Origin of the sequence: Kerstersia similis (genome assembly GCF_965139615.1) — a bacterium.
GTDB classification, from domain to species: Bacteria; Pseudomonadota; Gammaproteobacteria; order Burkholderiales; family Burkholderiaceae_B; genus Kerstersia; species Kerstersia similis.
Genome location: NZ_CBCSIQ010000013.1, coordinates 47681 through 73038 on the forward strand (window position 1 = coordinate 47681; position 25358 = coordinate 73038).

Genomic DNA, 25358 nt, shown 5'->3' on the forward strand with positions numbered 1-25358 from the left:
GCCATGGGACAGCAACCAGTGGCCGGCCAATCGGCCGGCAGTATCCCCGGCGCCTCGCAAGAGGGGACGCAAGGGGGAGCACATTACGAAGCCTTGATTGCCAAGGCGCAGAGTCTGCAGGCACAGGTCTGCGCGGTGGCGCATCCTTGCGATGAGGTTTCACTCTCCGGGGCGCTGGAAGCTGGCCGTCTGGGTCTGATGAAGCCCTTGCTGGTCGGCCCGCAGGCGCGTATCCGCAGTGTGGCGGAACAGGCCGGGCTGGACTTGAACGGCGTGGAGATTATCGACACGCCACACAGCCATGCTTCGGCAGAAGTCGCGGTGCAGCAGGTGCGCTGCGGCCGGGCCTCGTTGCTGATGAAGGGCAGCCTCCATACCGATGAGTTGATGAGTGCGGTCGTGGCGCGGGAAACCGGCCTGCGTACCGGACGCCGCATCAGCCATGTGTTTGTGATGGAAGTGCCTGCCTATGCCTATCCGCTCTTCATCACGGACGCGGCCATCAACATCAATCCCGATCTTGAAGCCAAAGCCGATATCGTCCGCAATGTGATCGACCTGCACATCGGGTTGGGTCTGGGCGAACCGCGTGTGGCGATCTTGTCCGCCGTGGAGCAGGTGACGCCGCAGATTCCGAATACGATTGTTGCGGCCGCCCTGTGCAAGATGGCGGATCGCGGCCAGATCGCCGGTGGCTTGCTGGACGGACCGCTGGCGCTGGACAATGCGATCGACATGGACGCAGCGCGGATCAAAGGCATCAAATCCGCCGTGGCTGGGCGGGCGCAGGTGCTGGTCGTTCCGGATCTCGAGGCGGGCAATATGCTGGCCAAGAATCTGATCTTCCTGTCTGGCGCCAGTTCTGCCGGCGTGGTTGTGGGCGCACGCGTCCCGATTATTCTGACGAGCCGTGCCGAGCACATGCGCGCCCGACTGGCGTCGTGCGCAGTGAGCGCCATTTACGCCGAGTACCTGCTGCGACAGCGGCCGGTGGCTTGAGCGGCGCCAGGGCTGGTGGGACTTGGAACGGCACGGATAGCGAGGTTGGCAGCAGTGATAGATGAAACGATATTGGTGGTCAATGCGGGCAGTTCCAGCTTCAAGTTCCGGCTTTACGGCGTGCCGGACACGCGGGATCCGGCAGCGCTGGAACCGCTGCTGGATGGGCAGGTATCGGGCATAGGCGGCCGCCAGCCGCGTTTCAAGGTCAAGGCGGCGACAGGGCAGAAATTGGCCGACGAGCCACTGGCGCCTGAGGCCGCGCGCGATATCGGTGCTGCCCAGGAGCTGCTCAGCAATTGGTTGGCAGACCGTCTTGACAGTCCTCCGATTGCCATCGGCCATCGGGTGGTGCATGGCGGGCCGGAATTTACCGAACCGGTGCGTGTGAATGAGGAAGTGCTGCAGCAGTTGCATGCGCTGGTGCCTCTGGCACCGCTGCACCAGCCCTCCGCGCTGGAGGCGATTGAAGTGATCCGCCAGATTGCGCCGGCGATGCGGCAGGTGGCCTGCTTCGATACCGCGTTTCACCGTACGCATTCCGAGGTGGCCGACCGATACGCCATTCCGGAAGCCATGTTCAATCAAGGCGTACGGCGTTATGGGTTCCATGGCCTGTCCTACGAGTACATACAACGCCGCATGCGTGAACTGTCGCCAGAGCATGCCGCGGGCAGGCTGGTCGTGGCCCATTTGGGGTCGGGGGCTTCGGCCTGCGCCATGAAGCAGGGTATCAGTGTCGATAGCACCATGGGGTTTACCGCCCTGGACGGTTTGCCGATGTCCACGCGCCCGGGCCGCCTGGATGCCGGGGTGGTGCTGTGGATGATGGAGCGGGGCATGAGCCCGGAGGAAGTCCAGCGCGTGCTCTACAAGGAAAGCGGAATGCTGGGGCTCTCGGGCATCAGTGCCGATATGCGTGAAATCGCCGCCAGCGATACCGCTGCGGCCCGGCGTGCGCGCGAGTATTTCGCCTGGCGCACGGCGGAAGGTATCGCCGGCCTGTGCGTGGCAACGGGTGGCCTGGATGCGCTGGTCTTTACGGCAGGCGTAGGCGAGAACGACGCCCAGGCTCGCGCCCAGGTTTGCGAGCGCCTGGATTGGCTGGGAGTGCGGCTGGATGCCGAGCGCAATCAGGCGCATGCAACGGTCATTTCGGCAGACGATAGCCGTGTGGTCGTGTATGTTGTGCCCACCAATGAAGAATTGGTGATTGCGGAGCACACGCTGTCCTTATTGCAATGACTGGGGCCGTGCCCGGCTGAGCGGGCGATAGGCATGAAAAAAAACAGGGCCGCTTGATGAACAAGCGGCCCTGTTTTTTGTGTCGTGCCGGAGGAGCAGTCGGGACGTTGTGGCTAAGCCGCCGCGACCGGGCTGGTGGCAGGTTTTGCGCCGCGGGCAATGGCGGCCGCCAGCAAGGCCGAGCAGCACATCGCCGCGCCGGCGGCCAGCCAGGGGCCTTGCAGCCTGCCGGAATCCATCATGACGCCAAACGCGAGGGGGCCTAGCGCCGCGCCGACGTCCATGCCGGAATAGACCAGGCCATAGACGGAACCGACCGAACCTTTGGGCGTGACCCGCCGAATCAGCATGTCGCGTGAAGGGCCGGCGATACCGGAGAAAAACCCTGCCAGCGCGATGGCGGCCAGCACGGCTTGCGCGGGTACCCAGTTGAGTGCCACCAGAACCAGCATCAGGCCGGAGAGCACCAGCGCTGCGCCGATGATCAGTTCATTGCGGGCACTGGAGCGCGCCAGGAAGCCCCCGACAAACATGCCCAGCGCAGCGGCGATCATGTAGCCTGACAATGCCGAGCTGGCGACGATTTCCGTCAGGTGGTGCACCTGTTGCAGGATGGGGATGGTGTAGTTCTGTACCGAAGAGAAAGCCAGCGAGCTGGTGCCGAAAAAGGCAAAGGCCGCCCACAGGACGGGATTGCGCAGCAGCGACACCAGGCTGGCAGGAGCGGTATGCGGGCTTCCCTGCTGGCGGGCGGCCAGGGCGGCCTGACGGTGTCGGGTCTGGCTGTCACCGAGGTGGTCGCGCCCCAGCAGGCACAGCAGCAAGACGACGCCAGCCAGCAAGCCGGCGCATAGCGCCGCGCTGCGCCAGCCAGCGGCAACACTGATCGTGCTCAGGAAAACCGGCGCGAGCGCCCAGCCCAGGCTGCCGGTCAGCAGATGCAGGCTGAAGGCGTGCCCGAGGCGTGTCGGATGGATACGCTGATTGATGATGGCGTAATCGACCGGGTGAAAAACCGAGTTGCCCAGACCGGCTATCAGCGCGGCAATGACCAGTACCGTGTAGTTGGGGGCGGCGCTGATCAACAAGCCTGCCGTCATGAAGCTGCCCAGGCCGAACCAGAGCACGCTGCGTGCGCCGATGCGATCCACGATGAAACCTGAGGAAGCCTGCCCCACGCCCGAGGCCACGAAAAATAGCGATACCAGCAGGCCGAGCTGAGCGTAGTCCAGCCCGAAGGCCAGGCCCAGCGAGGTGTATAGCGTCGGAATGACGAGCTGGAAAAAGTGCGAAGTGGCATGCGCAATACCCACCAGGGTAATGGTGTGCCAGTCGCTTTTGGCGGGCGGTTGCTCGCGCTCGGGCAAGGTGGAGGAGGCCGTACTGCTCATGGCGGGATTCTCGGAAAGGGGCGACCGGGCGGGATCAGGCTTGATGTGAGGGCAGGGAGCGCCATTGCGCGTGCATGGACCAGCGGCGTGCCAGTTCATCGCGCAGCAGGGCGGCGTGGTCGGGCGTCAGAGTCGTGGGGGAGTTCAGGCGGGAGCCATCGCGCATCTGCATGGCGACGCCGTAGCTGGTGAATTGCTTGGTGCGGTTGGGCAGTCCTACCCGGCCAACGTACAGGCCGCCAGCGAGCGCCAGGGCGAAGATGAAGGCATAGACAACGGGCCCGCCATTGCTCAGCATGATACCGATGCTGGTACCGAACGAGATGCAGATGGCAACGAAGGCGACGACGCCCAGCAACCAGCCGCCCATGCGTTGTTCCGTTACCTTGGCGTTGGGATGGAATGCGATGCTGGATATCTGCTCGCGGGGATAGATCTGGCCGTTCAGGGTCAGGAAGTCGTCCTGGAGGCCGTAGGGAGTGGATGCGTCAGAGGTTTGCATGCTCATGGATGGCGGTCCTGATTCCGGCGAGAGCCGGGAGGGATAGGGAAAGGCATGTCGCCGCTGCCCATGACGCTGGCATACCGTCAGGAAAGCTGCAGGTGCCCGGAAATGACATGGGACAAAAAGGCAATCTTGCTCGCGAGTTTAGCGCGAGTATGCTGAAGAGGCGCTTAAGGGTGCACCAGGGTGGGGCGGCATGGGATCGACTGGCATAAGCGGCCCAGGGGGCTTGCCAGCACTGGCCGGATGCTCGAAAGGCGGCGCCGGCGCCTCGGCGCCGCCCCTGGCTGTTACAGCTCCAGATTGTCGATCAGGCGGGTGTTGCCCAGCCGGGCCGCGCCCAGAGCGACCAGGCGGGATTCTTCCGTTGATGGCGTCTGCAAGGTGTCGGCCTGGCGCAAAGTCAGGTAGTCCGGTTTCCAGCCTTGCGCGGCCAACTGCGCCCGGGCTTCACTTTCCATGGCTGCCAGGTCGCGCCGGCCTTGGTGCCAGGCGTCGGCCAGGGTTTGCAGGGCGGCATGCAGTTGCGGTGCGGCCTGGCGTTCTGCCTGCGCCAGGTAGCCATTGCGGGAGGATAGCGCAAGGCCGTCAGTGGCACGGGTGGTCGCGCCAGCCACAATTTCTATGGGCAGGGCGAATTGGCGCACCATGGCACGGATGACCTGCAATTGCTGGTAGTCTTTCTTGCCGAAAACGGCATAGGCAGGCTGGACGCAAGAGAACAGCTTCATCACGACCGTGCAGACGCCGGTGAAGAAACCTGGGCGGAACTCTCCTTCCAGAATGTCGGCAATGGCCGGGTCGGGTTGTACCTTGAAAGTCTGTGGCTCTGGGTACAGATCGGCTTCGCGAGGGGCAAACAGGATGTCGCAGCCGTTTTGCCGCAGCTTTTCGCAGTCGGCTTCCCAGGTGCGCGGGTAGCTGTCGAAGTCTTCGTGGGGCAGGAATTGCAGCCGGTTGACGAAGATGCTGGCGACAGTGGCGTCGCCCAGTGCCGTTGCCTGGCGTACCAGCGAAAGGTGGCCGTCATGCAGATTACCCATGGTCGGGACAAATGCCGGGCGACGGCTGGCGGCCAGGGCGGCACGAAGTTCGGCCGGGGTGTGTACGATTTTCATCGGGGTGTTTCCTGGCGCCTGCCGGCCATGCCGGCAGGCGCGAAAAAAGGGGCTACCAGAAAAGCGGTTACCAAAAAATCGACGATGACAAAACCAACTACCAGGCGTGCCGGCTGTCATCCGGGTAATGGCCGGCCTTGACGGCCTGGACATAAGCCGCCATGGCGCCGGCAATGCCGCCAGCCGGCCCGGCATCTGCCAGGAAGTTGTGTACAAAACGGGGCAGTTTGCCGCCGGCGGCGCCGAGCATGTCATGCATGACCAGTACCTGACCATCGGTGCCGCTGCCGGCCCCGATGCCTATGGTGGCGCAGTGAGCCAGCGCTGCTGTCACCTGGCGGGCCAGCGCTGCGGGCACCATTTCCAGCACGACCATGGCGGCGCCGGCCTGTTCCAGGGCCAGGGCGTCATCCAGCAGTTTTTGCGCGCTGGCGTTTTCCTTGCCTTGCAGGCGGTAGCCGCCCAGCACATGCACGGTTTGGGGGGTCAGGCCCAGGTGCGCACAGACGGGAACGCCACGTTCGACCAGAAATGACACCGTCTCGGCCGTCCAGCCGCCGCCTTCCAGTTTGACCATCTGGGCGCCAGCCTGGATCAGCCGCAGCGCGCTGGCCAGCGCCTGCTCGCGCGAGAGGTGGTAGCTGCCAAAAGGCATGTCGGTCAGCAGCCACGCACTGCCGCCGCCGTGGCGTAGGCCGCGCGCGACAGACTCGGTGTGGTAAATCATCGTCTCGAGGCTGACGGGCGTGGTGCTGCTCAAGCCCTGGCAGACCATGCCCAGTGAATCGCCAACCAGCAGGCAGTCCATGCCGGCTCGGTCGGCCAACAGGCCAAACGTGGCGTCATAGGCGGTCAGCATGGCAATTTTTTCGCCACGCGCACGCTGTGCGGCCAGGCTGGGCAGGGTGACGGGAGGGCGCTGAGTCGGGGCGCCGGGTTGGGGAGTGCTGCTCAAGTCGTCTCCGGGAATTTTGTTGTTATCGGGCAGGCCGGGGCAACGCTGAAGCCAGCCTGTCGGTCCTGCGCAGGGGGAATAGGCTTAGTTGGCCGCGTCTTGCGCCAAACCGCCATTTTCTTGCAGCGGGACGTGGTCGCGGGCAGAGACGGCGCGATTGTTGTCATCGACGAAGACGAGCTGCGGCTTGTAGCCGGCCGCAATCTCTGCCTCGCTGACCTGGGCAAAGGCGGCGATGATGACGAGGTCGCCGGTCGAGGCTTTGCGGGCCGCCGAGCCATTGAGCGAGATCACGCCACTGCCGCGCTTGCCACGGATGGCATAGGTAATCAGGCGCTCGCCGTTATTGATGTTCCAGATGTGGACTTGTTCGTTTTCCAGGATGCCGGAGGCGTCCAGCAAGTCTTCATCAATGGCGCAGGATCCTTCGTAGTGCAGTTCGCAGTCTGTGACGGTAGCACGATGGATTTTGGATTTCAGCAGGGTGCGGTACATGGCTGTCTGGCGTGGTTATGCGAGTGGTTCCGGGGGGCGCAACGAGGCGCCGGCAGGGCTGCGCCGCGCCATGGCGGGCGGCCCATGAGCTGCATTATCGCGGAATTAGAGCAAGCGGATGCGATTTTCGCCTGTGATCGGCACTACAGCGCGTCTTTGTGTTCGACGGCATATTTGATGAGTTCGGCCTGGCCGTCGATCTGCAGTTTGCGGCGGATATTCTGGCGGTGGGTTTCCACGGTGCGTACGGACAGATCCAGATCGCGGGCAATCTGTTTGCTGGAGCTGCCGCTGCCAATGGCGGCGAGGATCTGTTTTTCCCGCTGGGTCAGCACGGGTTCCGGCCCGTAGGGATGGTGGCGGGCCAGTTGCGCCACGACGGCCGCGCTGAAATAGGGCTGTCCGTTCATGACCGCGCCGATGGCCTGTACCAGTTCCTGAGACGGGCCATCCTTCAGCAGATAGCCCCGGGCGCCGGCGCGCAGGGCACGCGTGATGTACTCGGTATTGTCATGCATGGACAGCACCAGCGTGGCAATCTGGGGCCAGCGCTCGTGGATGGCGGCAATCAGCGCCAGGCCATCGGTGCCGCGCATGTTCAGGTCTGTCAATACGAGGTCGGGCAGGCCGGGGGAATCCGCATGACAGGCGAGCGTGGCCAGGCGTTGCAGCTGGGCCAGGGCCATGTCGGAACTGGCGGCTTCGCCTATGATTTCCAATTCGGGGTGGGCACTCAGGCACAAGCGTATGCCATCACGCACCAGTTCATGATCATCCACCAGCATGATACGTATCGGTGCAAGCATGGCCTAGCGTCCTTGGAAGAGAGGTCAGGATAGGTGGCGGGAGGAGTTGCCACGGGTCTCTGGCAAGGGGATCTTCGCCAGGACAGTCGTGCCGTGTCCGCCGGCCGAAATATACAGGCTGCCTCCCAAGGTTTCCAGGCGTTCTCGCATGCTGCGCAGGCCCAGTCCTCGCATCGGGTCGCTGTGCACGCCATCCAGGTCGAAGCCCTGGCCGTCGTCCGCAATATAAAGAGAGATGTCTGCCGTGTTATAGCTCAGTATCACCCGGACGCTCTGGGCCCTGGCGTGGCGCAGCACATTGACCAGGGCTTCCTGCGCGATGCGGAACAAGGTGGTCGCGTGGGTATCGGGCAGGGGGCGGGGCTGGCCATGGCAGCTGAATTCGGCTTGGATGGGACTGACGCCGGCAGTGACTGCGGCATCGGGGAGTTCTTCGATGAGATGGCGCAGGGCGGCATCCAGGCCCAGGTCGTCCAGCAAGGTCGGGCGCAGGTTGTGCGAAATCCGCCGGACTTCGGCCAGGGTGGTATTCAGGCGGTTCTGCGCCTGCTGCAGGGTGTCGTCAAGATTGTCGCGGGGGGCCTGGCAGAGACTGGCATGGCGGGCCAGCGCATGGCGCGCGCCTTCCAGAATCAGTTTGACGGATACCAGCAACTGGCTGATGCCGTCATGCAGCTCGCGCGCCAGACGGGCGCGTTCTTCCTCCTGGGAGTGCACGACCTGACGGGCCATGCGCTGCAGTTTGGCGTCCGATTGCCGCTGGTCGCTGATGTTGAGCGCCAGGCCGCACAGCATCACCAGCGCGACGCCCAGCAAGGCGATGCCGGCGATGCGCATCTGGGTGGTGTGGATATTGCTGAGCGCAGTTTCGTCGATACGCGCCAAGGTGGCGTCTATGTCATCCAGATAGAGGCCTGTTCCCATCATCCAGCCCCAGGGGGCGACCTCGACGACATACCCCAGTTTTTCCGTGGTCTGGCGGGCCGATGGTTTTTCCCAGTAATACGGCAGGGCTTCCCCTTCCGCGCCGCTGCGCCGGGCGGCCGCCAGCAGGTGCTGAATGGTGGGTTGGCCCTGCGGGTCGCGCAGATCCCACAAGGAAAGGCCCACCAGCTCAGGCTGGCGCGGGTGCATGAGGTTCACGCCCTGACTGTCATAAACGTAGAAGTAGCCGTCCGGCCCGAAATCCAGGCGTTGCAGCAGAACCAGCGCCTGGCGCTGCAGGGCTTCGGTGTCGGTGTTTGCCTGGCCGGTGGCGGCAACCAGCGGCGCAATGGCGCTCTGGGCAATGCGCACGTAATGGCGCAGTTCATTTTCACGCCCTTGCATCCAGGCCTGCCGGATGGCTTCTTTTTCCTTGTCGGCCAGCGCCAATCCCTGATGCAGGGTGACGGCGGAGATGGCGGCCATGGCGATCAGAAAAGGCAGGATGGCCAGCAGCAGGATTTTCAGGCGGAGTTTCATGGGCTGATGGTTTTCCCCTGCGTGGTAGTACGGATTCGGCTTAAGTAGCTCCACGCTTGTTGGCCCGGTGGAAAATCGAAATACTGACAAGGCCCGGCGCTATATCTAATTCTACTTAAATGACGCCCGGGTGCGGAGCCCGGCCGCTGGCCGGCCCGGCTTATCCGAACAACAGGAGGAGAGAGCTTATGCATGCCCAGCAGCAGAGTGGATGGGCGCAAGGACTCGTCTGGATTATGATCGCCGTACTGGGGGCATTTGCTCTTGGCACGGTGGCACTGACCCGAGGCGAAACCGTCAATGCGCTATGGATTGTTATTGCGGCGGTTTGTGTCTATCTGATCGCTTATCGCTATTACAGCCGTTTCATTGCCCGCAATGTGTTCCGTCTGGACGCAACCCGCATGACGCCGGCCTGGAAGCACAACGATGGCCTGGACTATGTCCCGACCAATAAACACATTCTCTTTGGCCACCACTTTGCTGCGATTGCCGGCGCGGGTCCGCTGGTGGGTCCGGTGCTGGCGGCGCAGATGGGCTACCTGCCAGGGATGCTGTGGCTGTTGGCGGGCGTTGTGTTTGCCGGTGCCGTGCAGGATTTCATCGTACTGTTCATTTCTACCCGGCGTGACGGCCGTTCCCTGGGGGATCTGATCAAGGGCGAACTGGGCCAGGTGCCGGGTGTGATCGCGCTGTTTGGCGCTTTCATGATCATGGTGATCATCCTGGCGGTGCTTGCACTCATTGTGGTCAAGGCCTTGACGCATTCGCCCTGGGGCACGTTCACAGTCGCTGCGACCATTCCCATCGCGCTGTTCATGGGGGTGTATCTGCGCTATATCCGCCCTGGGCGCATAGGCGAGATTTCCGTGATTGGCTTTGTCTTGCTGATGGCCGCCATCATTTTCGGCCAAGATGTTGCCGCCAGCCCGGAGTGGGCGCCGGTATTCGACCTGGACGGACCGCAGCTGACCTGGGCGTTGATCATTTACGGTTTCATCGCTGCGGTGTTGCCGGTCTGGCTGCTGCTGGCGCCGCGTGATTATCTGTCCACTTTCCTCAAGATCGGCACCATCATCGGGCTGGCCCTGGGTATCCTGATCGTCGCGCCGGAACTGAAGATGCCGGCCACCACGCGCTTTATCGACGGAACCGGCCCGGTCTGGTCGGGAGATCTGTTTCCCTTCCTGTTCATTACCATTGCTTGCGGTGCGGTATCGGGCTTCCATGCTCTGATTTCTTCCGGCACCACGCCCAAACTCATCGAAAACGAAACCCAGGCCCGCTATATCGGTTACGGCGGCATGCTGATGGAGTCTTTCGTGGCGATCATGGCGCTAGTGGCTGCATGCGTGATCGAACCGGGGATCTACTATGCAATGAACAGTCCGGCAGCATTGATCGGCACCACGCCAGAACAGGCGGCGCAGGTTGTGTCCAGCTGGGGCTTTCTGATCACGCCGGACCAGCTCACGCAGATGGCGGCCAATGTGGGCGAAGGCACCATTATTTCCCGTGCCGGTGGTGCGCCGACGCTGGCCGTCGGCATGGCCTACATCCTGCAGCAGTTGATTGGCGGGCAGGCCATGATGGCGTTCTGGTATCACTTCGCCATCCTGTTCGAAGCCCTGTTCATCCTGACCGCCGTGGATGCCGGGACGCGTGCAGGGCGTTTCATGCTGCAGGATCTGCTGGGGACGTTCGCCCCGAGCCTGCGCCGCACCGAATCGCTGCCCGCCAATCTGCTGGCGACGGCCTTGTGCGTGGCGGCCTGGGGCTATTTCCTGTACCAGGGCGTCGTGGATCCGCTGGGGGGGATCAATACCTTGTGGCCGCTCTTCGGGATCGCCAACCAGATGCTGGCTGCGGTGGCCCTGATGCTGGGCACGGTGGTGCTCTTCAAGATGAAGCGTGATCGCTATGCCTGGGTGACGATTCTGCCGACTATCTGGTTGCTGGCTTGCACCTTGACGGCAGGTTTCGAGAAGATCTTCCATAGCAACCCGAAGATCGGTTTCGTTGCCCACGCCAAGGTGTATGCGCAGGCGCTGGCCGAAGACAAGGTGCTGGCACCGGCCAAGTCCCTGTCCGAGATGAGCCGCGTGATCTTCAATGATTACGTCAATGCCACGCTGTGCGGCATCTTTATCTTCGTCGTGGTCAGCATCCTGGTGTTTGGTATCCGTTCGGTGCTGCTGGCGCGCCGCCAATCGCAGCCGACTGCCAACGAAACGCCATACGAGCCACTGCCGCCCGAAGCCGCCGTGGCAGCGGGAGCGCACTGATGGCCCGCATGAACCTGGCTGGACGTTTTTCCGGGGCGGCCAGCGCCGCGGGAGAGGCGGGCCGTTACCTGGGGCGCACGTTGCGCCTCATGGTAGGGGTGCCGGATTACGACACCTACGTGGCGCATATGCGCCGTGTGCACCCGGACCAGGAACCCATGAGCTATGAGGCGTTTTTCAAGGAACGTCAGGAGGCGAGATACGGAGGCAAGGGCCGGATAGGCTGCTGCTGATTCTGTTCTCTTGTCTTGCCCAGGCAGGCCCGCGATGATCGCGGGCCTGTTTTTTTCAGGGCCGGAGAGGGCTGGCCACTGCCGTGGCAGCGTGGTGGGGGAGAGGTAGGGAGGCGGTGCTTGCCGGGAGGAAGCCGTTGTCAGTGCGAGGATAGGACGTTGTGATGCGGCAACGGCTGAAAATTTTTACCCGGGTATTATTTGTGATTTAATTTTATCCGGGTAATATTTTACTGGTGGCTGGTGGCTGGTGGCTGGTGCGAGTTATCGCAGACGACGGCCCAGGCATGTGCGGGGATGAGCGGCTCCCCTGATCAATCCCAAAGAGTACGTAATGAATACATTCGTGAATAAATTCGAGTTCCGCAAGTCGGCCGGGCAGGATCTGCCTCGTGTGATGGATATCTGGCGCAACGCCGTCGATGCCACGCATGATTTTCTTGCCCCGGCCGATCGCGCGGCGATCGAGACCGAGTTGCTGGCGTTCCTGCCGCAGGTCAGCCTCTTGCTGGCGCTGGATGCCGCGGGCATGCCTCAGGGCTTCATGTTCCTGCACGAGGGTCATCTGGAAGCGCTATTCATCGAGCCCGGCCATCACGGCAGAGGGATGGGCAAGGCTTTCGTGCAGCAGGCAGTGGCCGCCTATCCCGACCTGACTGTCGATGTCAATGAACAGAATCCGCAAGCGCTTGCGTTCTACGAGCATGTGGGGTTCGTGCCCATCGGCCGTTCCACCCACGATGGACAGGACAGGCCCTATCCACTCATTCATTTGCGCTATCGCGGCGTCTGTGCCGCACCACAATAAATAGAGGTACCGATTGATGCATCCATCCATTTCCAAGTCCTACAGCAGTTTCGAGGGTTATCGCCGCATTGCCACCGGGTCATTGCAGACCAATGCCCTGGCGGTCAAGCGGGCCCGCGAAAGCGGGGCGGCTGGCCCCATCCTGATCTTCGACGATACGACCGGTCGTTCCATGGATGTCGATACCCGTGGTTCGGAAGAAGCGGTGCTGGCGCGCTTGGCGGCCGTCGCGCCGGCGGCAGATCCGTCTGCCGGCCTGGGCGGGGCGGAGGACGCGGCAGGGCCCCGGGGCCGGGGACGTCCCAAACTGGGCGTGATTGCGCGTGAAGTGACATTGCTGCCCCGCCACTGGGAATGGCTTGCCGGGCAACCGGGTGGCGCTTCGGTGGCATTGCGCAAGCTGGTAGAGGAAGCGCGGCGGTCCGGTGGCGAAAAAGACAGGGTGCGCCAGGCGCAAGAGCGGACGTACCACTTCATGCTTGCCATCGCGGGCGATCTGCCCGGATTCGAAGCAGTGACCCGGGCGCTTTTTGCGAACGACCCCGATACGTTTCGGGATTTGCTTGCGGCCTGGCCTGGCGATATCAGGGACCACGCCTTGCAACTGGCGTCGGGGGCATAGCTGCAAATGCGGAAGCCGGGGCGGGCCAGGTGCCTGCCCTGCCCTGGCCTATCCAGGTATGGGCTGGGCTATATAATTGGCATTCAAATTATTTTAATCAAAAGATAATATGCCCTATCAGGAAACTCCGCGCCAGCGTTTCGGTTGTCTGTTCGTCGGTGTGGCGCGGCGCTGGCGTGCCGCGCTGGACGCCAGCCTGGCGGAAGTCGGCCTGTCGGACGCCACCTGGAGTCCGCTGGTGCATATCGGCCGCAGCGGCGGCGGAATCAGCCAGAAGGATCTGGCCGCCAGGGTGGGGATAGATACTTCCACTCTGGTGCGCTTGCTGGATATCCTTGGCTCCAAGGGCTTGATCCAACGCCGCCAGGATCCGGCAGACCGGCGTTCCAATTTGCTGTATCTGACGGCAGCAGGGCAAGCCATGCTGGCACGTATCCAGCAGGTACTGGATGGGGCGGAGGCGCGTATGCTGGCGGATTGGGATGACGACACCATGCAGCAGTTGACCGAGCGGCTGGAGCAGCTCGATCAGCGTTTGCGCGCCGTGCGCGAGCTGGAGGAGCCAGCATGAGTGTCGCGGAACGCCTGGAACACTGGGGATTTGATCGTGCCCGCCTGGGCTTTACGCTGCGTACGGCGGCGGCCGCCTGTTGTGCGGTGGTGCTGGCCTGGCTGGCGGGATTCGAGCATCCGCAGTGGTCGGGCATGACGGTCTGGGCAGCCTCGCAGCCGATGCGCGGGCAGTTGCTGGAAAAAAGCGTGTTCCGTGTGCAGGGCACGATTCTGGGGGCACTGTTCGGTACGGGTTTGCTGGCACTGGCGCAAGGGCAGGCCTGGGTGCTGGTGCTGGGCCTGGCGCTGTGGATCGGCCTGTGCGCCTGGGCGGGTAATGTGCTGCGTGGGTTCGCAGCCTACGGCGCCATGCTGGCGGGGTATTCGGCCGCAATGGTGGCGCTTTTGCATAGCCGGCAGGCCGATAATCCTTTTGCCGTGGGCCTGGATCGTTTGCTGACCGTGTTGCTGGGTGTGGTGGTGGCGCTGGCGCTGGGCTGGTTTTTTGCACGCAAGAGCGACTATCGGAATTTGGCGCAGCAGGCACGCCAGTTGGGCAGGGAAGTACTGGAATTGCTGGCCCAGGCTTGGGTGCCGGGCAAGGGGCCGGATCACCGTCGCAGCCAGCAGTTGCTGGCAGAGATGGCCGCGGCGGAAGATGCGCTTGAGGGCCAGGGGGCGGGCTCGCTCAAGGCGCGCGCCGCGGTGCGCGCCTTGCGTCGGCAACTGGCGGCTCAGGTGGCCTTGTTGCTGTGGATGCGACGCCTGCCGCAGGCTCCGGAAACGCCGGCATTTGGCCAGGCCCTGCAAGATGCTGCCGCCGTGCTGGCCAGTGGCGGCACGGCCGGTCAGGCCGCAGCCGCCCTGAGCCGTGCAGCGGCACTGGTGCAATCGCGCACCTTGCAGGATGCCCTGGCCAGCATGGCGCAGGCCTTCCGGCGCTATGACCAGGCCGAAGCGGCCACCGTGGGCAGCAGGAGTGTGGCAGCCGTGCAGCGCGCGGCGGGCTGGTCAGCCCGCCAAGACACGCAGGCCGAGGTCGCCTTGCACCGCGATTGGCGCGGCGGCCGAGAGGCGGCGGCCCGGGCCGCGTTGGCCATTCTTTTTGCCGGTGCTGTCTGGCAATGGACGCAATGGGAGGCCGGGCCATTCATGTTGCTGGGCGTGGCCATCATGACCACGATTTTTTCCACGGCGGATAATCCGGTACGTTTGCTGCGCCTGGTGGTGCTGGGGCAGTCCTTGGGCGTGGTGGGCGCGCTGGCTTGCCGCTGGCTGGTCTGGCCGCATATGGAAAGCGAGGCCGGGCTGGTCTTTTCTATGCTGCCCTTTGTGTTGCTGGGTGGCCTGTTCATGGGCCACAGGCGTGGCGCCGGCCCGCTGGGCTTTGACTTCAGCATGGTGTTCCTGTTGCTGTTGCAGCCGTCCTGGCCCTTGCCTGCGGCGGATGCGGCCAGCCTCTTGGATTCCTTGCAGACGGCATGCGCCGTGGTGCTTGGGCCCTTGCTGGGCTTGCTGGCGTTCGCGCTGGTGTTCCCGGTGGACAGCGCGCGCCGCATGCGTTTCCTGAACGCCGCCATGATGCAGGAATTGCAGAAAATGGCGGCGCGCCGAGGCGTCTCCCGGCGGCGCAGCGGTTGGCGTATTCGTTTGAGCCATCGCGTGCTGGCGCTGGTGCACTGGGCCGACAAGTCGGGGCGCAGCCGCGATGCCGTCATGCAACAAGGGTATGCCGCCATGCTGGTGGGGGCATCCATTATGCATATGGATGAGGTGTTGCTCAGGCCAGGCCAGACGCCGCAGGCTGCCCGGCGTCTGGCGGCGACATTGATCCGTTTGCAGCGCGTGGAAGATGCCCCGGAACGGGCCGTGCAGGCGTTGCGCCGTTGCGCGGCCAGCCTGGCAGATGCGCCGGGCGTGGATACCCGCTTGTTGTTCGATGCCGCGCAGGCCCTGGCTCAGACGCTGGTCCAGCGGCCGGTTGCCAGGGGGGCGGCGGCGACTTAAATAGGTTCTCGGTACTCCGCGATGACGCGGCGCAGCGTGGCTTTCAAGGCCTCACTGTCCAGCGGCGCCAGGCGTTCCAGCACTTCTTCCTCATGGCGCTTGGCCTGTACGGCCAGGTCTGCAATCAGTGCCTGGCCAGTTTCCGTAATACGCACGAGGGTGATGCGGCGGTCGGATTCATGGGCGATGCGGCGCAGATGGCCCAGGGTTTCCAGCCGATCCAGCAGGCGGGTGACGGTGGGTTGCTTGGTCAGCGTGATCTGGGCCAGATTGCCGATGCTGATTTCTCCGGCCCCTAATAGCGTGGAAAGAATCCGCCATTCCGTGACGGATAGGTTATGCCGCCGGACGACCTCATGGAATTCGGTGGAAATCAGCTGGCTGGCTTGTGCCAGCAGAGCGGGCAGGTAGTCGTCGATGAAGGTGTGCGTGGATTCTGCAGGCATATTGTCTGTGTGAGGGAGGCCCTGTGCGGCATCCCGGTCATTGCGCTGGCACGACTATAACTGTTTCCATGTGCGCTGCGCTTGGCCCCAGGCTGCAGGGGCATGACGAGGCGTGACAGAAGATTGGGGTTTTCCTGCCCACCGGGTGCGCGGGCAGGGGCTTGCGCATGCCGCCGACCCAGATGTGGCGCGACTTTCCAGAGAGAATGAAGGATTTCCCTGAGGGATTTGTCTAGGGAAAACCATGATTTTAAATTAGTTCATAAATAAATATATTCATGTGGAATTAATTGCAAATGCATGTGTGACTAGCGCACAGGGGAACTGACATGGCGGAAAGGTCATTTGTCGAAGAAGTCAAGAAACTGCGTCTGGGCGAGGGCGAGGTATTCAGTGGGGAAGGGATTCTGGCTGTCACCAAGGCCTTGCTCGAGTCCGGCGTTTCCTATGTGGCGGGCTATCAGGGCGCGCCCATTTCGCACTTGATGGATGTGTTGGCAGACGCTCAGGACATTCTGCAGGAAAACGGCATCCGTTTCGAGAATAGCGCCAGCGAGGCAACCGCTGCTGCAACGCTGGCGGCTTCGGTGAACTATCCGCTGCGCGGCGCCGTGACGTTCAAGGCCACGGTGGGCACCAACGTGGCGTCGGATGCCTTGGCCAACCTGGCTTCGGGTGGCGTGAAGGGCGGTGCGCTGGTGATCGTGGGTGAAGACTACGGCGAAGGTTCTTCCATCATGCAGGAGCGCAGCCATGCGTTCGCCATGAAGTCGCAGATGTGGTTGCTGGATCCGCGTCCCAGTCTTCCCTGTATTGTGCAGGCCGTCAAGGACGGCTTTGATCTGTCCGAGGCCAGCAATACGCCGGTGATGCTGCAATTGCGTATCCGCGCCTGTCACGTGCATGGGCAGTTCGTGGCATCGGACAACAAACGCGCCAAGTTCACGCTCAAGGAAGCGCTGGAAAATCCGGAACGCGATGTGAACCGCATCGTGTTGCCGCCTGCCAGCTTCCTGCATGAACAGGAAAAAATCCGTGATCGCTGGCCCAATGCCGTGCGTTTCATCCAGGAACGCGGGCTCAATGAATTCCTGGCGGACGGCAAGGACGAGCTGGGCATCATCGTGCCTGGCGGCGATTACAACACAGCGATCCGCGCACTGGAAAAACTGGGGCTGGCGGATGTCTATGGCCAGACCGACATTCCGCTGTATGTGATGAATGTGGTGTATCCGGTGGTGGATGAAGAAGTGTTGCGCTTCTGCCAGGGCAAGCGCGCCGTGTTGTTGCTGGAACAGGGGCAGCCCAACTTCCTCGAGCAGAACATGGCGACCATCCTGCGCCGCGAGGGCTGCGATACCGCCTTGCATGGCAAGGATGTGCTGCCCATGGCCGGGGAGTACAACACGGCAACCATGGTCAAGGGCATGCGTGCCTTTTTCGAGCGCTATGGCCGTATCGAAGCGCAGCCGGTGCAGCGCAAGATCATTCCCCTGGTGGCACAGCAAGTGGCTCGCGAGCGTCCCGAGCCCGTGGCGCCTGGCGGCGGCACGGCGGTGGCCGAGCGCGCGGCGCTGGCCGTCGAGACGGACTTGTCAGAGAGCCGGGCCGCAGTTGCGGCCAGCGTCGCCATCGCCCAGGCAGCGGCCGGCAGCCAGCAAGGGCAGGGCGTGACGGCTGCGGTGGAGCAGGCGCCGGAAACCGATACCCTGGACCAGCATGTCCATGCGCGGCCGCCCGGTTTCTGTACGGGTTGCCCGGAACGACCGATCTTTACGGCAATGAAGCTGGTAGAGCGGGAACTGGGGCCGCACCACGTCAGTGCCGACATCGGCTGCCACCTGTTTTCCATTTTGCCGCCCTTCAACCTGGGCAATACCACCATGGGCTATGGCCTGGGCGGAGCCGGTGCGGCCGCGCTGAATACCCAGGCCGGCAAACGCGCCATTTCGGTGATGGGCGATGGCGGTTTCTGGCATAACGGCCTGGTCAGCGGGGTCGCCAATGCGGTGTTCAACCGCAGCGACAACCTGACGATCGTGATCGACAACAGCTATACCTCGGCCACTGGCGGCCAGGACATTCTGTCGTCCAAGGCGTTGAATGCCACCCGCAGCACCGGGCACGAGATTGAAAAAGCCGTGCGTGGCGTGGGGGCGGAGTGGGTGCGGACGGTCAAGCGCACCTATGACCTGAAAACCATGACGGCGACGCTGCGCGAAGCGCTGACGACCAGCGAAAAAGGCCCCAAGGTCTTGGTGGCGCAGAGCGAGTGCATGCTCAATCTGCAGCGTCGTGAAAAGCCCAAAGTGCGCAAGGCCATGGCTGCGGGCGAACGGGTGGTGCGCGAGCGTTTCGGGGTCGATCCCGATACCTGCACAGGCGACCACTCCTGCATTCGCCTGTCGGGTTGCCCGTCGCTGAGCATTCGTCCCAATCCTGACCCTCTGCGCACCGATCCGGTGGCGCGCGTGATGGATAGCTGCGTGGGCTGCGGCCTGTGTGGCGAGGTGTCGCACGCGGCGGTGCTGTGCCCCTCGTTCTACCGGGCGCAGATCATCACCAACCCGACACGCTGGGACAAGTTCCGGCAGAAACTGCGTACCAGCGTGATTGGCTGGCTGCAGCGCCGCGATGCGGAGCGTCGCGCCAGGCTGGCCTTCTGAGGCAGGCGGGTAGCCGGGCGGCGCTCATGGCGTAGTCCGGCATGAATGGCACAGGAACAATGGCGCGTGCGGGTGCTCCCCGGCGCGCGGCAGGATAAGATGATGAAGACGAACGTACAACCGATCAAGATCGCCATTCTCGCCATGGGCGGCGAGGGCGGCGGCGTGCTGGCCGACTGGATTGTCAGCCTGGGCGAGCACAATGGCTATATCGCCCAGACGACGTCGGTGCCTGGCGTGGCCCAGCGTACCGGTGCAACGATCTATTACGTGGAGCTGTTCCCCGAAGAGGAAGCCCGGAAAATCGGCAAGCAGCCGGTGCTGGCGTTGATGCCCATGCCGGGTGATGTGGATGTGGTGCTGGCCTCAGAACTGATGGAGGCAGGCAGGGCCGTACAGCGCGGGTTGGTGACGCCGGATCGCACCACGCTGCTGTCATCGACTCACCGGGTGTACTCCATTGCGGAAAAGTCGGCCATGGGGGATGGCCGTGTCGATAATCAGGCGCTGATCCGCCATGCCACCAAGGCCGCGCGACGTTTCATCCATTTCAATATGGAACAGGCTGCCGAAGAAACCGGCAGCGTCATCAGCGCCGTGCTGTTCGGCGCGCTGGCTGCAGCGGGTGTGCTGCCATTTTCGCGCGAGCAATTCGAAGCCACGATTGAACGCGGTGGCGTAGGGGTCAAACCCAGCTTGCGCGCGTTTGGCTACGCCTTTGATCGGGTTGGCAAAACCCAATCCGATGCCGCCGGCCAGGCCGCTGCCGATGGCGCCGCCGCTGCTGCCGCCGTGAGGCCTGCGGCGGAACCCAAGGATCCTGTGCTCAAGCAACTGCTGGCGCGCCTGGAACGTGATATTCCCGCCGATGCCCGTGACCTGGCCCTGGAGGGGGTGCGCCGTCTGGTGGATTATCAGGATGCTGCCTATGCGGAACTGTACTTGGATCGCCTGGTGCGCGTGCGTCAGGCGGCACGCCGGGATGATGCCGTGTTGCTGCGCGAGGCGGCGCGCTATCTGGCGCTCTGGATGTCATATGAGGATGCCATTCGCGTGGCGGAACTCAAGACACGCGATACGCGTTTTCAGCGGGTGCGCGGCGAAGTTCGGGCCAAGGAAGAGCAAATCCTGGCGATCCAGGAATTTATGCATCCGCGAGTGGAAGAAATCAGCGAAATCCTGCCCGTGGCTTCAGTGGGACGCTGGTTGATGCGGCCTACCTGGGGCAATTGGCTGGTGCGGCGCTTTACCCGCCAGGGCCGCGTCATGCGCACCAGTTCTCTGCGGGGCTACCTGCCGCTGTACCTGTTGTCCGGCTTCAAGCGCTGGCGCCGCAACACGCTGCGCTATGCGACAGAGCAGCAACGCATCGAAGAATGGTTGGGCCATGTCGAGGCGTTTGCGCCGGCGCACCCGGCACTGGCGCTGGAAGTTGTGCAATGCCAGCGCTTGGTCAAGGGCTATGGCGATACGCATGTGCGTGGCTGGAAGAATTTCCAGACCTTGATGGGCGCGGTTTCCAGCAAGCGTGAAACGCTGGCGCCAGACACCTTGCGCAGCTTGCGCGAGGCTGCGCTGGCGGATGAGCATGGCCGGGAACTGGATTCCGCCTTGCGCCGTTTCGCGCTGGCTTGACGGGCAGACGGGCCGGCTGGAACGGATTGCTCCAGATCAAGTATTTGTGCTTCTGAATTGTTTACCTATCAAGTAATTAATGTAGAATGACTATGACCACACGCCAAAGCGCCATTCCCGCCCTTGCTGGCGGATTCAAGCGAGGCAGTGCTCACCAGGAGCCAGTCGCTCCTGAGCGTCGCGGTGGCGATTTGCCGGCCTTCGGATCGGCGTCGCTGACTGAACCTACATTACCTCGGCAGGATGCGCATCAGGGCATGCTGCTTGCGCCCAGGCAGATTCCGGCAGGCCGGCCCAGCGCCAGGCCGGACCGGCGTCCGGGGCGGATAGCCAAAAAGCAGGAAGACATCAGCATGGAGCACAAGGATAGTTCGCACGCGTTGCTGCACGAAGCCCAGGAACTGGGATACGAAGGGCGTGCGCGCTCGCAGGATCCGGCCAGCCTCAAATTGTGGCTGCGCATGATGGCCTGCACCAAGCAGGTGGAGGATGAAATCCGCCGCCGCCTGCGCCTGAACTTTGATATTTCCCTGGCGCGTTTCGACTATATGGCGCAGCTGTACCGATATCCTGACGGCTTGAAGATGGGCGAGCTGTCACGCTATCTGATGGTCACTGGCGGCAACATTACCGGGCTGACCGATGAGTTGTCGCGGGAAGGCCTGGTGTCGCGTGCCAGCAGCCCGACGGATCGGCGCGCCTGGATCCTGAGGCTGACCCCCGAAGGACGCAGCAGTTTCGAGGTCATGGCCAAAGCCCACGCGGGCTGGGTGACCGAGATGTTTTCCGGGCTGGAGCCCGAGGCGGTTCGCCAGCTGCATCAGCATCTGGGCGCCTTGCGGGTCCACCTGGTCAATCAGGCGGCCGGCCAGCAGGCCTGAGCCGGTTCCGCAAATTTCATGACAGGTGGCAGATGACTGATACAACTGTATTCCAGCGCCCGCACCGCATCCGGTTCTCCGAATGCGATCCGGCGGGCATCGTGTTCTACCCGCAATATTTCGTGATGTTCAACGATCTGCTCGAAGCCTGGGTGGATGCCATCACGCCCGCAGGGTTCCACGACATGATCGGCAACCAGCATGTCGGTATGCCGACCGTCCACCTGGAGGCCGATTTCAAGGCCATCAGCCGGATGGGCGATGATGTTGTCCTCAGCCTGGCGGTAGAGCACCTGGGCAGCCGCTCGCTGCGTTTGGTGCTACGCTGTGTCGGTACCGATGGCGTGCTGCGCATGCAGGTGAACCAGGTGATCGTGACGACCTCGCTGGTGACCCACAAGGCGATCCAGATCCCTGACGCAATCCGGCAGGCCATGCAGGCTTATGTGCTGCCTCAGGAGGTTGTCGCGGGAGAGGGAACGGCCTAGGGAAAAGGAGCATATACGCGGCAATTTTTTTGCCCATATACTTTATAAATAAAATATTCAGCAATAAAAATAATCACGCGGTAGTTTTCTGGTCCGGCAGGCGGCGGCGCGAAAAATGGGCGGCGGCGGGTGCGGAAAAAGGTGTGGAGAGAGCCATGAAGATTGTATGTATGGGTGGCGGGCCGGCTGGCCTGTATTTCGGATTGCTGATGAAACTGCAGAATCCGTCCAACGAAGTGATCGTGGTGGAGCGCAACCGCCCCTATGACACTTTCGGCTGGGGCGTGGTGTTCTCCGATGCCACCATGGAGAATCTGCGTATTGCTGATCCGGTGTCGGCCAAGACGATTGGCGACGCCTTCAATCACTGGGACGATATCGAAATCCATTTCAAGGGCCGGGCCTTGCGCAGCGGCGGCCATGGGTTCATCGGTATCGGCCGCAAGAAACTGTTGAACATTCTGCAGGCACGTTGCGAGGAAGTCGGCGTCGAACTGGTGTTTGAAACCCAGGTGACGGACGACCAGGATCTGGCCCGCCAGTATGGCGCGGATCTGGTCATTGCCTGCGATGGCATCAACAGCATCGTGCGCAAACGCTATGAGCAGACCTACAAGCCCGATATCGACCAGCGCAATTGCCGCTTCGTCTGGCTGGGCACGCACAAGGTGTTCGACGCGTTCAATTTCATTTTCGTGGAAAACGAGCACGGCTGGTTCCAGGCCCATGCCTATCGTTTCGAAGACGGCACCTCCACCTTCATCGTGGAAACGCCGGAGGAAACCTGGCAGAAGGCCGGCATCGGCGAGATGAGCCAGGAAGAGGGCATCGCTTACTGCGAAAAACTGTTCGAGCCCTACCTGGATGGCCATGGTCTGATCAGCAATGCCACCCACTTGCGCGGTTCGGCCATCTGGATCCGTTTCCCGCGTGTCATTTGCCGCAACTGGGTGCAATGGACGGAACCTGAGCCCGGCCGCCGTGTGCCGGTCGTACTGATGGGCGATGCCGCGCATACGGCGCACTTCTCCATCGGTTCCGGTACCAAGCTGGCGCTGGAAGACGCGATTGATCTGGCCCAACGCCTGCGCGACAAGCCGCTGGAAGCCGCCTTGCAGGATTATGAAGCGCTGCGCGGCGTGGAAGTGCTGAAGATTCAGAACGCAGCCCGCAACTCTACCGAATGGTTCGAAAACGTATCGCGCTATGCCGGCCTGGCGCCCGAACAGTTCGCCTATTCCCTGCTGACGCGTTCGCAGCGCTTGTCGCATGAGAACCTGCGCTTGCGCGATCTGGCCTGGCTGGAGGGCTATGAGGCGTGGTTGGCCGAGCATGCCGGCGCGGCGCGCCTGGCGGATGGCAAGGCGCCGATGCCGGTATTCACTCCTTATCGCGCCCGCAGCGTGACCTTGCCCAATCGCATGGTGTTTTCGCCGACGCTGACGTATTCCTGCGTGAATGGCACCGGCATGCCCAATGACTTTCATCTGACGCATCTGGGCGCCCGCGCCCTGGGCGGTATCGGGCTGGTCATGACGGAAATGGCGGCCGTGACGCCGGATGGCCGCATCACCCCGGCTTGCCCTGGCCTCTGGAGCGACGAGCAGGCCAGCGCCTGGAAGCGGGTAACGGATTTCGTGCATCAGCACACGGGCAGCCGTATCGGCGTGCAATTGGGGCATGCCGGCCGCCGCGGCGCGACGCAGGCGGATCCGCGCCAGCCTGACCTGCCGCTGGTGGACGGCGCCTGGCCGCTGGTATCGGCATCGGCATTGGCGTACCAGCCGGGGCGCACCCAGGTGCCGCAGGCGCTGGATCGCGCCGGTATGCAGGCCGTGACGGAAGCCTTTGTGGCAGCAAGCAAGCGTGCCGCGCAAGCCGGTTTTGACTGGCTGGAACTGCAGGCGGGCCATGGCTTCCTGCTGTCGAGCTTTATTTCGCCGCTGACCAATCAGCGTGACGACGAATATGGCGGTTCGCTGGAAAACCGCATGCGCTTCCCGCTGGAAGTCGTGCGCGCCGTGCGGGCTGCCTGGCCGGATGCGCTGCCCTTGTCTGTGCGGATTTCCGCAACCGACTGGGCTGAGGGCGGGACGACGGTAGATGAAGCCGTGGCCATCGCACGCATGCTGCGTGAAGCGGGTGTGGACGCTGTGGACTGTTCCAGCGGTGAAGTGACGCCGGATCAGAAGCCGGTCTATGGCCGTATGTTCCAGACGCCGTTTGCCGACCGCATCCGTAACGAAGCCGGGATTGCTGCCATTGCGGTCGGAAATATCAGCGAACTGGATCAGGCCAACGGCATCATCGCTTCCGGACGTGCGGATCTGTGCGCGCTGTCGCGGCCTTTGTTGGCTGACCCGAACTGGCTGCTGCACGAAACAGCCCAGCTGAACCGCAAGGATGCACCCTGGCCGGCAGCGTATTTCTGGGGGCAGGACTGGCAGGAACGGCAGGGCAAGCGCGGCGCCATCGCGGCATAGGGCGTTGCTGGGTGAGTCCCGGGCCAGCGGCAGGCCGGCCCGGAGTCAGGCAAAGGAAAACATCATGAGCAATACAAGTTACGACACTTATCGCGAGAGCGTGGCTGGCCGTGCAGATGTGGAAGATACGCCAGAACTGGTTGCCTACTACAAGGATCTGGATCGCCTGAAGGCCGGGGCGCTCTGGACGGTGGCCAACAAGATCGAACCATGGCAACCGAAATCCGATTCGGTGCCGGTGCTGTGGCGCTACCGCGAACTGCGCGATCACGTGCTGCGCTCAGTGGCGCTGGTAACGCCGGAAAAAGCCGGCCGCCGCGTGATTTATCTGAACAATCCCGGCCGCCAGGACGTGTCGGCTGCCGTGGGTTGGCTTTATTCCGGCCTGCAGGTGATGCATCCGGGCGAAGCGGCCTCCGCTCACGCGCATTCGTCCTCCGCATTGCGTTTCATCATGGAAGGGCGGGGCGCCTACACCATTGTCGATGGGCACAAGATGACGCTGGGCGCCAACGACTTCGTGCTGACGCCCAATGGCACCTGGCACGAGCATGGCGTGGAGGCGGACGGCCTCCCCTGCATCTGGCAGGATGGCCTGGATATCCCGCTCGTCAATGCGCTGGAAGCCGGTTTCTATGCGGTACACCCGGATCTGAGCCAGGCTGTTGGCTACCCGGTGGATGATTCCGTGTCGATCTGGGGCGCTGCGGGCTTACGGCCGCAGAACGTGGGCTGGACCAAGCCCTATTCGCCGCTTTTCAAGTACCAGTGGGAACCGACCTATGAAGCGTTGCGCAAGCTGTCCGGCGCGCGCGAGGACAATCCCTTTGACGGTGCGTTGATGCACTACACCAACCCAGTGAGCGGCGGTCATGTCATGGCGACCATTGGCGCCAGCATGCAGCTGCTGCGGCCGGGCTTTGCCGGCAAAGCGCATCGCCACACCGGCAGCTTCCTGTATCAGGTGGCCAAAGGCAAGGGGTATTCCATCATCAACGGCCAACGCTTCGACTGGCAGGAACGGGATATTTTCTGCGTCCCGTCCTGGGCCTGGCATGAGCATGTCAATGCCTCGCAAAGCGAAGATGCCTGCCTGTTCTGCTTCAATGACCTGCCGGTCATGGAGAAGCTCGGCTTATACCGTGAGGAAGCCCTGGCCGATAACGGCGGGCATCAGCCGGTGCTGTCGCAAGAGTAATGCAGTCACCCTGGCGCGCATGGTGCCGCCAGGGAGTTTCCATCACACCGCCGCGCAGTCGTAACGGCTTGCGCGG

22 protein-coding genes are annotated in these 25358 nt (G+C 62.9%); 14 read left to right on the forward strand and 8 right to left on the reverse strand.

Annotated features, from left to right (window positions below):
* The first annotated feature begins 3 nt into the window (after positions 1-3).
* A complete protein-coding gene (locus ACNA1V_RS09680; protein ID WP_415833411.1) occupies positions 4-999 on the forward strand; it encodes a phosphate acetyltransferase in 996 nt (331 codons plus the stop codon).
* Between the two features lie 57 nt (positions 1000-1056).
* A complete protein-coding gene (locus tag ACNA1V_RS09685) occupies positions 1057-2244 on the forward strand; it encodes an acetate/propionate family kinase (protein ID WP_415833460.1) in 1188 nt (395 codons plus the stop codon).
* Between the two features lie 113 nt (positions 2245-2357).
* On the opposite strand, the gene ACNA1V_RS09690 is transcribed toward ACNA1V_RS09685, so the two are convergent.
* From ACNA1V_RS09690 to ACNA1V_RS09720, 7 genes are all read right to left on the reverse strand, one after another.
* A complete protein-coding gene (locus ACNA1V_RS09690; protein WP_415833413.1) occupies positions 2358-3635 on the reverse strand; it encodes an MFS transporter in 1278 nt (425 codons plus the stop codon).
* 34 nt (positions 3636-3669) lie between these two features.
* Positions 3670-4143, reverse strand: a complete 474-nt coding sequence (locus ACNA1V_RS09695; RefSeq protein ID WP_415833415.1) for a hypothetical protein — start codon at positions 4141-4143, stop codon at positions 3670-3672.
* 287 nt (positions 4144-4430) lie between these two features.
* Positions 4431-5258, reverse strand: a complete 828-nt coding sequence (gene panC, locus ACNA1V_RS09700) for a pantoate--beta-alanine ligase (RefSeq protein WP_415833416.1) — start codon at positions 5256-5258, stop codon at positions 4431-4433.
* A 97-nt stretch (positions 5259-5355) separates the two neighbouring features.
* Positions 5356-6228, reverse strand: a complete 873-nt coding sequence (gene panB / locus ACNA1V_RS09705; RefSeq protein WP_415833461.1) for a 3-methyl-2-oxobutanoate hydroxymethyltransferase — start codon at positions 6226-6228, stop codon at positions 5356-5358.
* Positions 6229-6297: 69 nt separating this feature from the next.
* Positions 6298-6708 carry an aspartate 1-decarboxylase gene (gene panD / locus ACNA1V_RS09710; RefSeq protein ID WP_415833417.1) on the reverse strand — a complete coding sequence of 137 codons (411 nt, stop codon included), beginning with the start codon at positions 6706-6708 and terminating at the stop codon, positions 6298-6300.
* A gap of 143 nt (positions 6709-6851) precedes the next feature.
* On the reverse strand, positions 6852-7514 hold the full coding sequence (locus ACNA1V_RS09715; protein ID WP_415833418.1) for a response regulator: 663 nt from the start codon (positions 7512-7514) through the stop codon (positions 6852-6854).
* A gap of 24 nt (positions 7515-7538) precedes the next feature.
* Positions 7539-8978, reverse strand: a complete 1440-nt coding sequence (locus tag ACNA1V_RS09720) for a cache domain-containing protein (RefSeq protein WP_415833419.1) — start codon at positions 8976-8978, stop codon at positions 7539-7541.
* A gap of 188 nt (positions 8979-9166) precedes the next feature.
* Here ACNA1V_RS09720 and ACNA1V_RS09725 point away from each other — a divergent pair, with 188 nt between their 5' ends.
* From ACNA1V_RS09725 to ACNA1V_RS09750, 6 genes are all read left to right on the forward strand, one after another.
* Positions 9167-11263 carry a carbon starvation CstA family protein gene (locus ACNA1V_RS09725; RefSeq protein ID WP_415833420.1) on the forward strand — a complete coding sequence of 699 codons (2097 nt, stop codon included), beginning with the start codon at positions 9167-9169 and terminating at the stop codon, positions 11261-11263.
* An 8-nt stretch (positions 11264-11271) separates the two neighbouring features.
* Positions 11272-11496: a YbdD/YjiX family protein gene (locus tag ACNA1V_RS09730; RefSeq protein ID WP_068370100.1), complete on the forward strand. Its 225-nt coding sequence runs from the start codon at positions 11272-11274 to the stop codon at positions 11494-11496.
* Positions 11497-11830: 334 nt separating this feature from the next.
* Positions 11831-12304 carry an acetyltransferase gene (locus ACNA1V_RS09735; protein WP_415833421.1) on the forward strand — a complete coding sequence of 158 codons (474 nt, stop codon included), beginning with the start codon at positions 11831-11833 and terminating at the stop codon, positions 12302-12304.
* Positions 12305-12320: 16 nt separating this feature from the next.
* Entirely contained in the window at positions 12321-12926 is a 606-nt protein-coding gene (locus ACNA1V_RS09740; protein WP_415833422.1) for a DUF2239 family protein, read from the forward strand.
* Positions 12927-13035: 109 nt separating this feature from the next.
* Positions 13036-13497: a MarR family winged helix-turn-helix transcriptional regulator gene (locus ACNA1V_RS09745; protein WP_415833423.1), complete on the forward strand. Its 462-nt coding sequence runs from the start codon at positions 13036-13038 to the stop codon at positions 13495-13497.
* Entirely contained in the window at positions 13494-15485 is a 1992-nt protein-coding gene (locus tag ACNA1V_RS09750; protein WP_415833424.1) for an FUSC family protein, read from the forward strand. The genes ACNA1V_RS09745 and ACNA1V_RS09750 overlap by 4 nt, the downstream gene beginning before the upstream one ends.
* Here ACNA1V_RS09750 and ACNA1V_RS09755 read toward each other — a convergent pair.
* A complete protein-coding gene (locus tag ACNA1V_RS09755; RefSeq protein ID WP_415833425.1) occupies positions 15482-15931 on the reverse strand; it encodes a MarR family winged helix-turn-helix transcriptional regulator in 450 nt (149 codons plus the stop codon). The genes ACNA1V_RS09750 and ACNA1V_RS09755 overlap by 4 nt on opposite strands.
* 329 nt (positions 15932-16260) lie before the next feature.
* Here ACNA1V_RS09755 and ACNA1V_RS09760 point away from each other — a divergent pair, with 329 nt between their 5' ends.
* The 6 genes from ACNA1V_RS09760 (at position 16261) to ACNA1V_RS09785 (ending at position 25282) form a co-directional block, all read left to right on the forward strand.
* On the forward strand, positions 16261-18597 hold the full coding sequence (locus ACNA1V_RS09760) for a thiamine pyrophosphate-dependent enzyme (RefSeq protein ID WP_415833426.1): 2337 nt from the start codon (positions 16261-16263) through the stop codon (positions 18595-18597).
* 102 nt (positions 18598-18699) lie between these two features.
* A complete protein-coding gene (locus ACNA1V_RS09765) occupies positions 18700-20232 on the forward strand; it encodes an indolepyruvate oxidoreductase subunit beta family protein (protein WP_415833462.1) in 1533 nt (510 codons plus the stop codon).
* A gap of 353 nt (positions 20233-20585) precedes the next feature.
* Positions 20586-21113, forward strand: coding sequence for a MarR family winged helix-turn-helix transcriptional regulator (locus ACNA1V_RS09770; protein WP_415833463.1), 528 nt, complete (start codon positions 20586-20588; stop codon positions 21111-21113).
* Between the two features lie 32 nt (positions 21114-21145).
* Positions 21146-21601 carry an acyl-CoA thioesterase gene (locus tag ACNA1V_RS09775; protein WP_415833427.1) on the forward strand — a complete coding sequence of 152 codons (456 nt, stop codon included), beginning with the start codon at positions 21146-21148 and terminating at the stop codon, positions 21599-21601.
* A 155-nt stretch (positions 21602-21756) separates the two neighbouring features.
* On the forward strand, positions 21757-24084 hold the full coding sequence (locus tag ACNA1V_RS09780; RefSeq protein WP_415833428.1) for a bifunctional salicylyl-CoA 5-hydroxylase/oxidoreductase: 2328 nt from the start codon (positions 21757-21759) through the stop codon (positions 24082-24084).
* Positions 24085-24148: 64 nt separating this feature from the next.
* The gene (locus ACNA1V_RS09785) at positions 24149-25282 is read left to right on the forward strand and encodes a cupin domain-containing protein (RefSeq protein WP_415833429.1); all 1134 of its coding nucleotides are present in this window, start codon (positions 24149-24151) and stop codon (positions 25280-25282) included.
* Positions 25283-25358 lie beyond the last annotated feature (76 nt).

Coding starts and splice junctions, on each gene's coding strand:
- ACNA1V_RS09750 (WP_415833424.1), top strand. CDS start 13,494: ATGAGTGTCGCGGAACGCCTGGAACACTGGGGATTTGATCGTGCCCGC.
- ACNA1V_RS09720 (WP_415833419.1), bottom strand. CDS start 8,978: ATGAAACTCCGCCTGAAAATCCTGCTGCTGGCCATCCTGCCTTTTCTG.
- panC (WP_415833416.1), bottom strand. CDS start 5,258: ATGAAAATCGTACACACCCCGGCCGAACTTCGTGCCGCCCTGGCCGCC.
- ACNA1V_RS09770 (WP_415833463.1), top strand. CDS start 20,586: ATGGAGCACAAGGATAGTTCGCACGCGTTGCTGCACGAAGCCCAGGAA.
- ACNA1V_RS09745 (WP_415833423.1), top strand. CDS start 13,036: ATGCCCTATCAGGAAACTCCGCGCCAGCGTTTCGGTTGTCTGTTCGTC.
- ACNA1V_RS09755 (WP_415833425.1), bottom strand. CDS start 15,931: ATGCCTGCAGAATCCACGCACACCTTCATCGACGACTACCTGCCCGCT.
- ACNA1V_RS09785 (WP_415833429.1), top strand. CDS start 24,149: ATGAGCAATACAAGTTACGACACTTATCGCGAGAGCGTGGCTGGCCGT.
- ACNA1V_RS09760 (WP_415833426.1), top strand. CDS start 16,261: ATGGCGGAAAGGTCATTTGTCGAAGAAGTCAAGAAACTGCGTCTGGGC.
- ACNA1V_RS09690 (WP_415833413.1), bottom strand. CDS start 3,635: ATGAGCAGTACGGCCTCCTCCACCTTGCCCGAGCGCGAGCAACCGCCC.
- ACNA1V_RS09695 (WP_415833415.1), bottom strand. CDS start 4,143: ATGAGCATGCAAACCTCTGACGCATCCACTCCCTACGGCCTCCAGGAC.
- ACNA1V_RS09780 (WP_415833428.1), top strand. CDS start 21,757: ATGAAGATTGTATGTATGGGTGGCGGGCCGGCTGGCCTGTATTTCGGA.
- ACNA1V_RS09765 (WP_415833462.1), top strand. CDS start 18,700: ATGAAGACGAACGTACAACCGATCAAGATCGCCATTCTCGCCATGGGC.
- ACNA1V_RS09725 (WP_415833420.1), top strand. CDS start 9,167: ATGCATGCCCAGCAGCAGAGTGGATGGGCGCAAGGACTCGTCTGGATT.
- ACNA1V_RS09775 (WP_415833427.1), top strand. CDS start 21,146: ATGACTGATACAACTGTATTCCAGCGCCCGCACCGCATCCGGTTCTCC.
- panD (WP_415833417.1), bottom strand. CDS start 6,708: ATGTACCGCACCCTGCTGAAATCCAAAATCCATCGTGCTACCGTCACA.
- ACNA1V_RS09715 (WP_415833418.1), bottom strand. CDS start 7,514: ATGCTTGCACCGATACGTATCATGCTGGTGGATGATCATGAACTGGTG.
- ACNA1V_RS09680 (WP_415833411.1), top strand. CDS start 4: ATGGGACAGCAACCAGTGGCCGGCCAATCGGCCGGCAGTATCCCCGGC.
- ACNA1V_RS09730 (WP_068370100.1), top strand. CDS start 11,272: ATGAACCTGGCTGGACGTTTTTCCGGGGCGGCCAGCGCCGCGGGAGAG.
- ACNA1V_RS09740 (WP_415833422.1), top strand. CDS start 12,321: ATGCATCCATCCATTTCCAAGTCCTACAGCAGTTTCGAGGGTTATCGC.
- ACNA1V_RS09735 (WP_415833421.1), top strand. CDS start 11,831: ATGAATACATTCGTGAATAAATTCGAGTTCCGCAAGTCGGCCGGGCAG.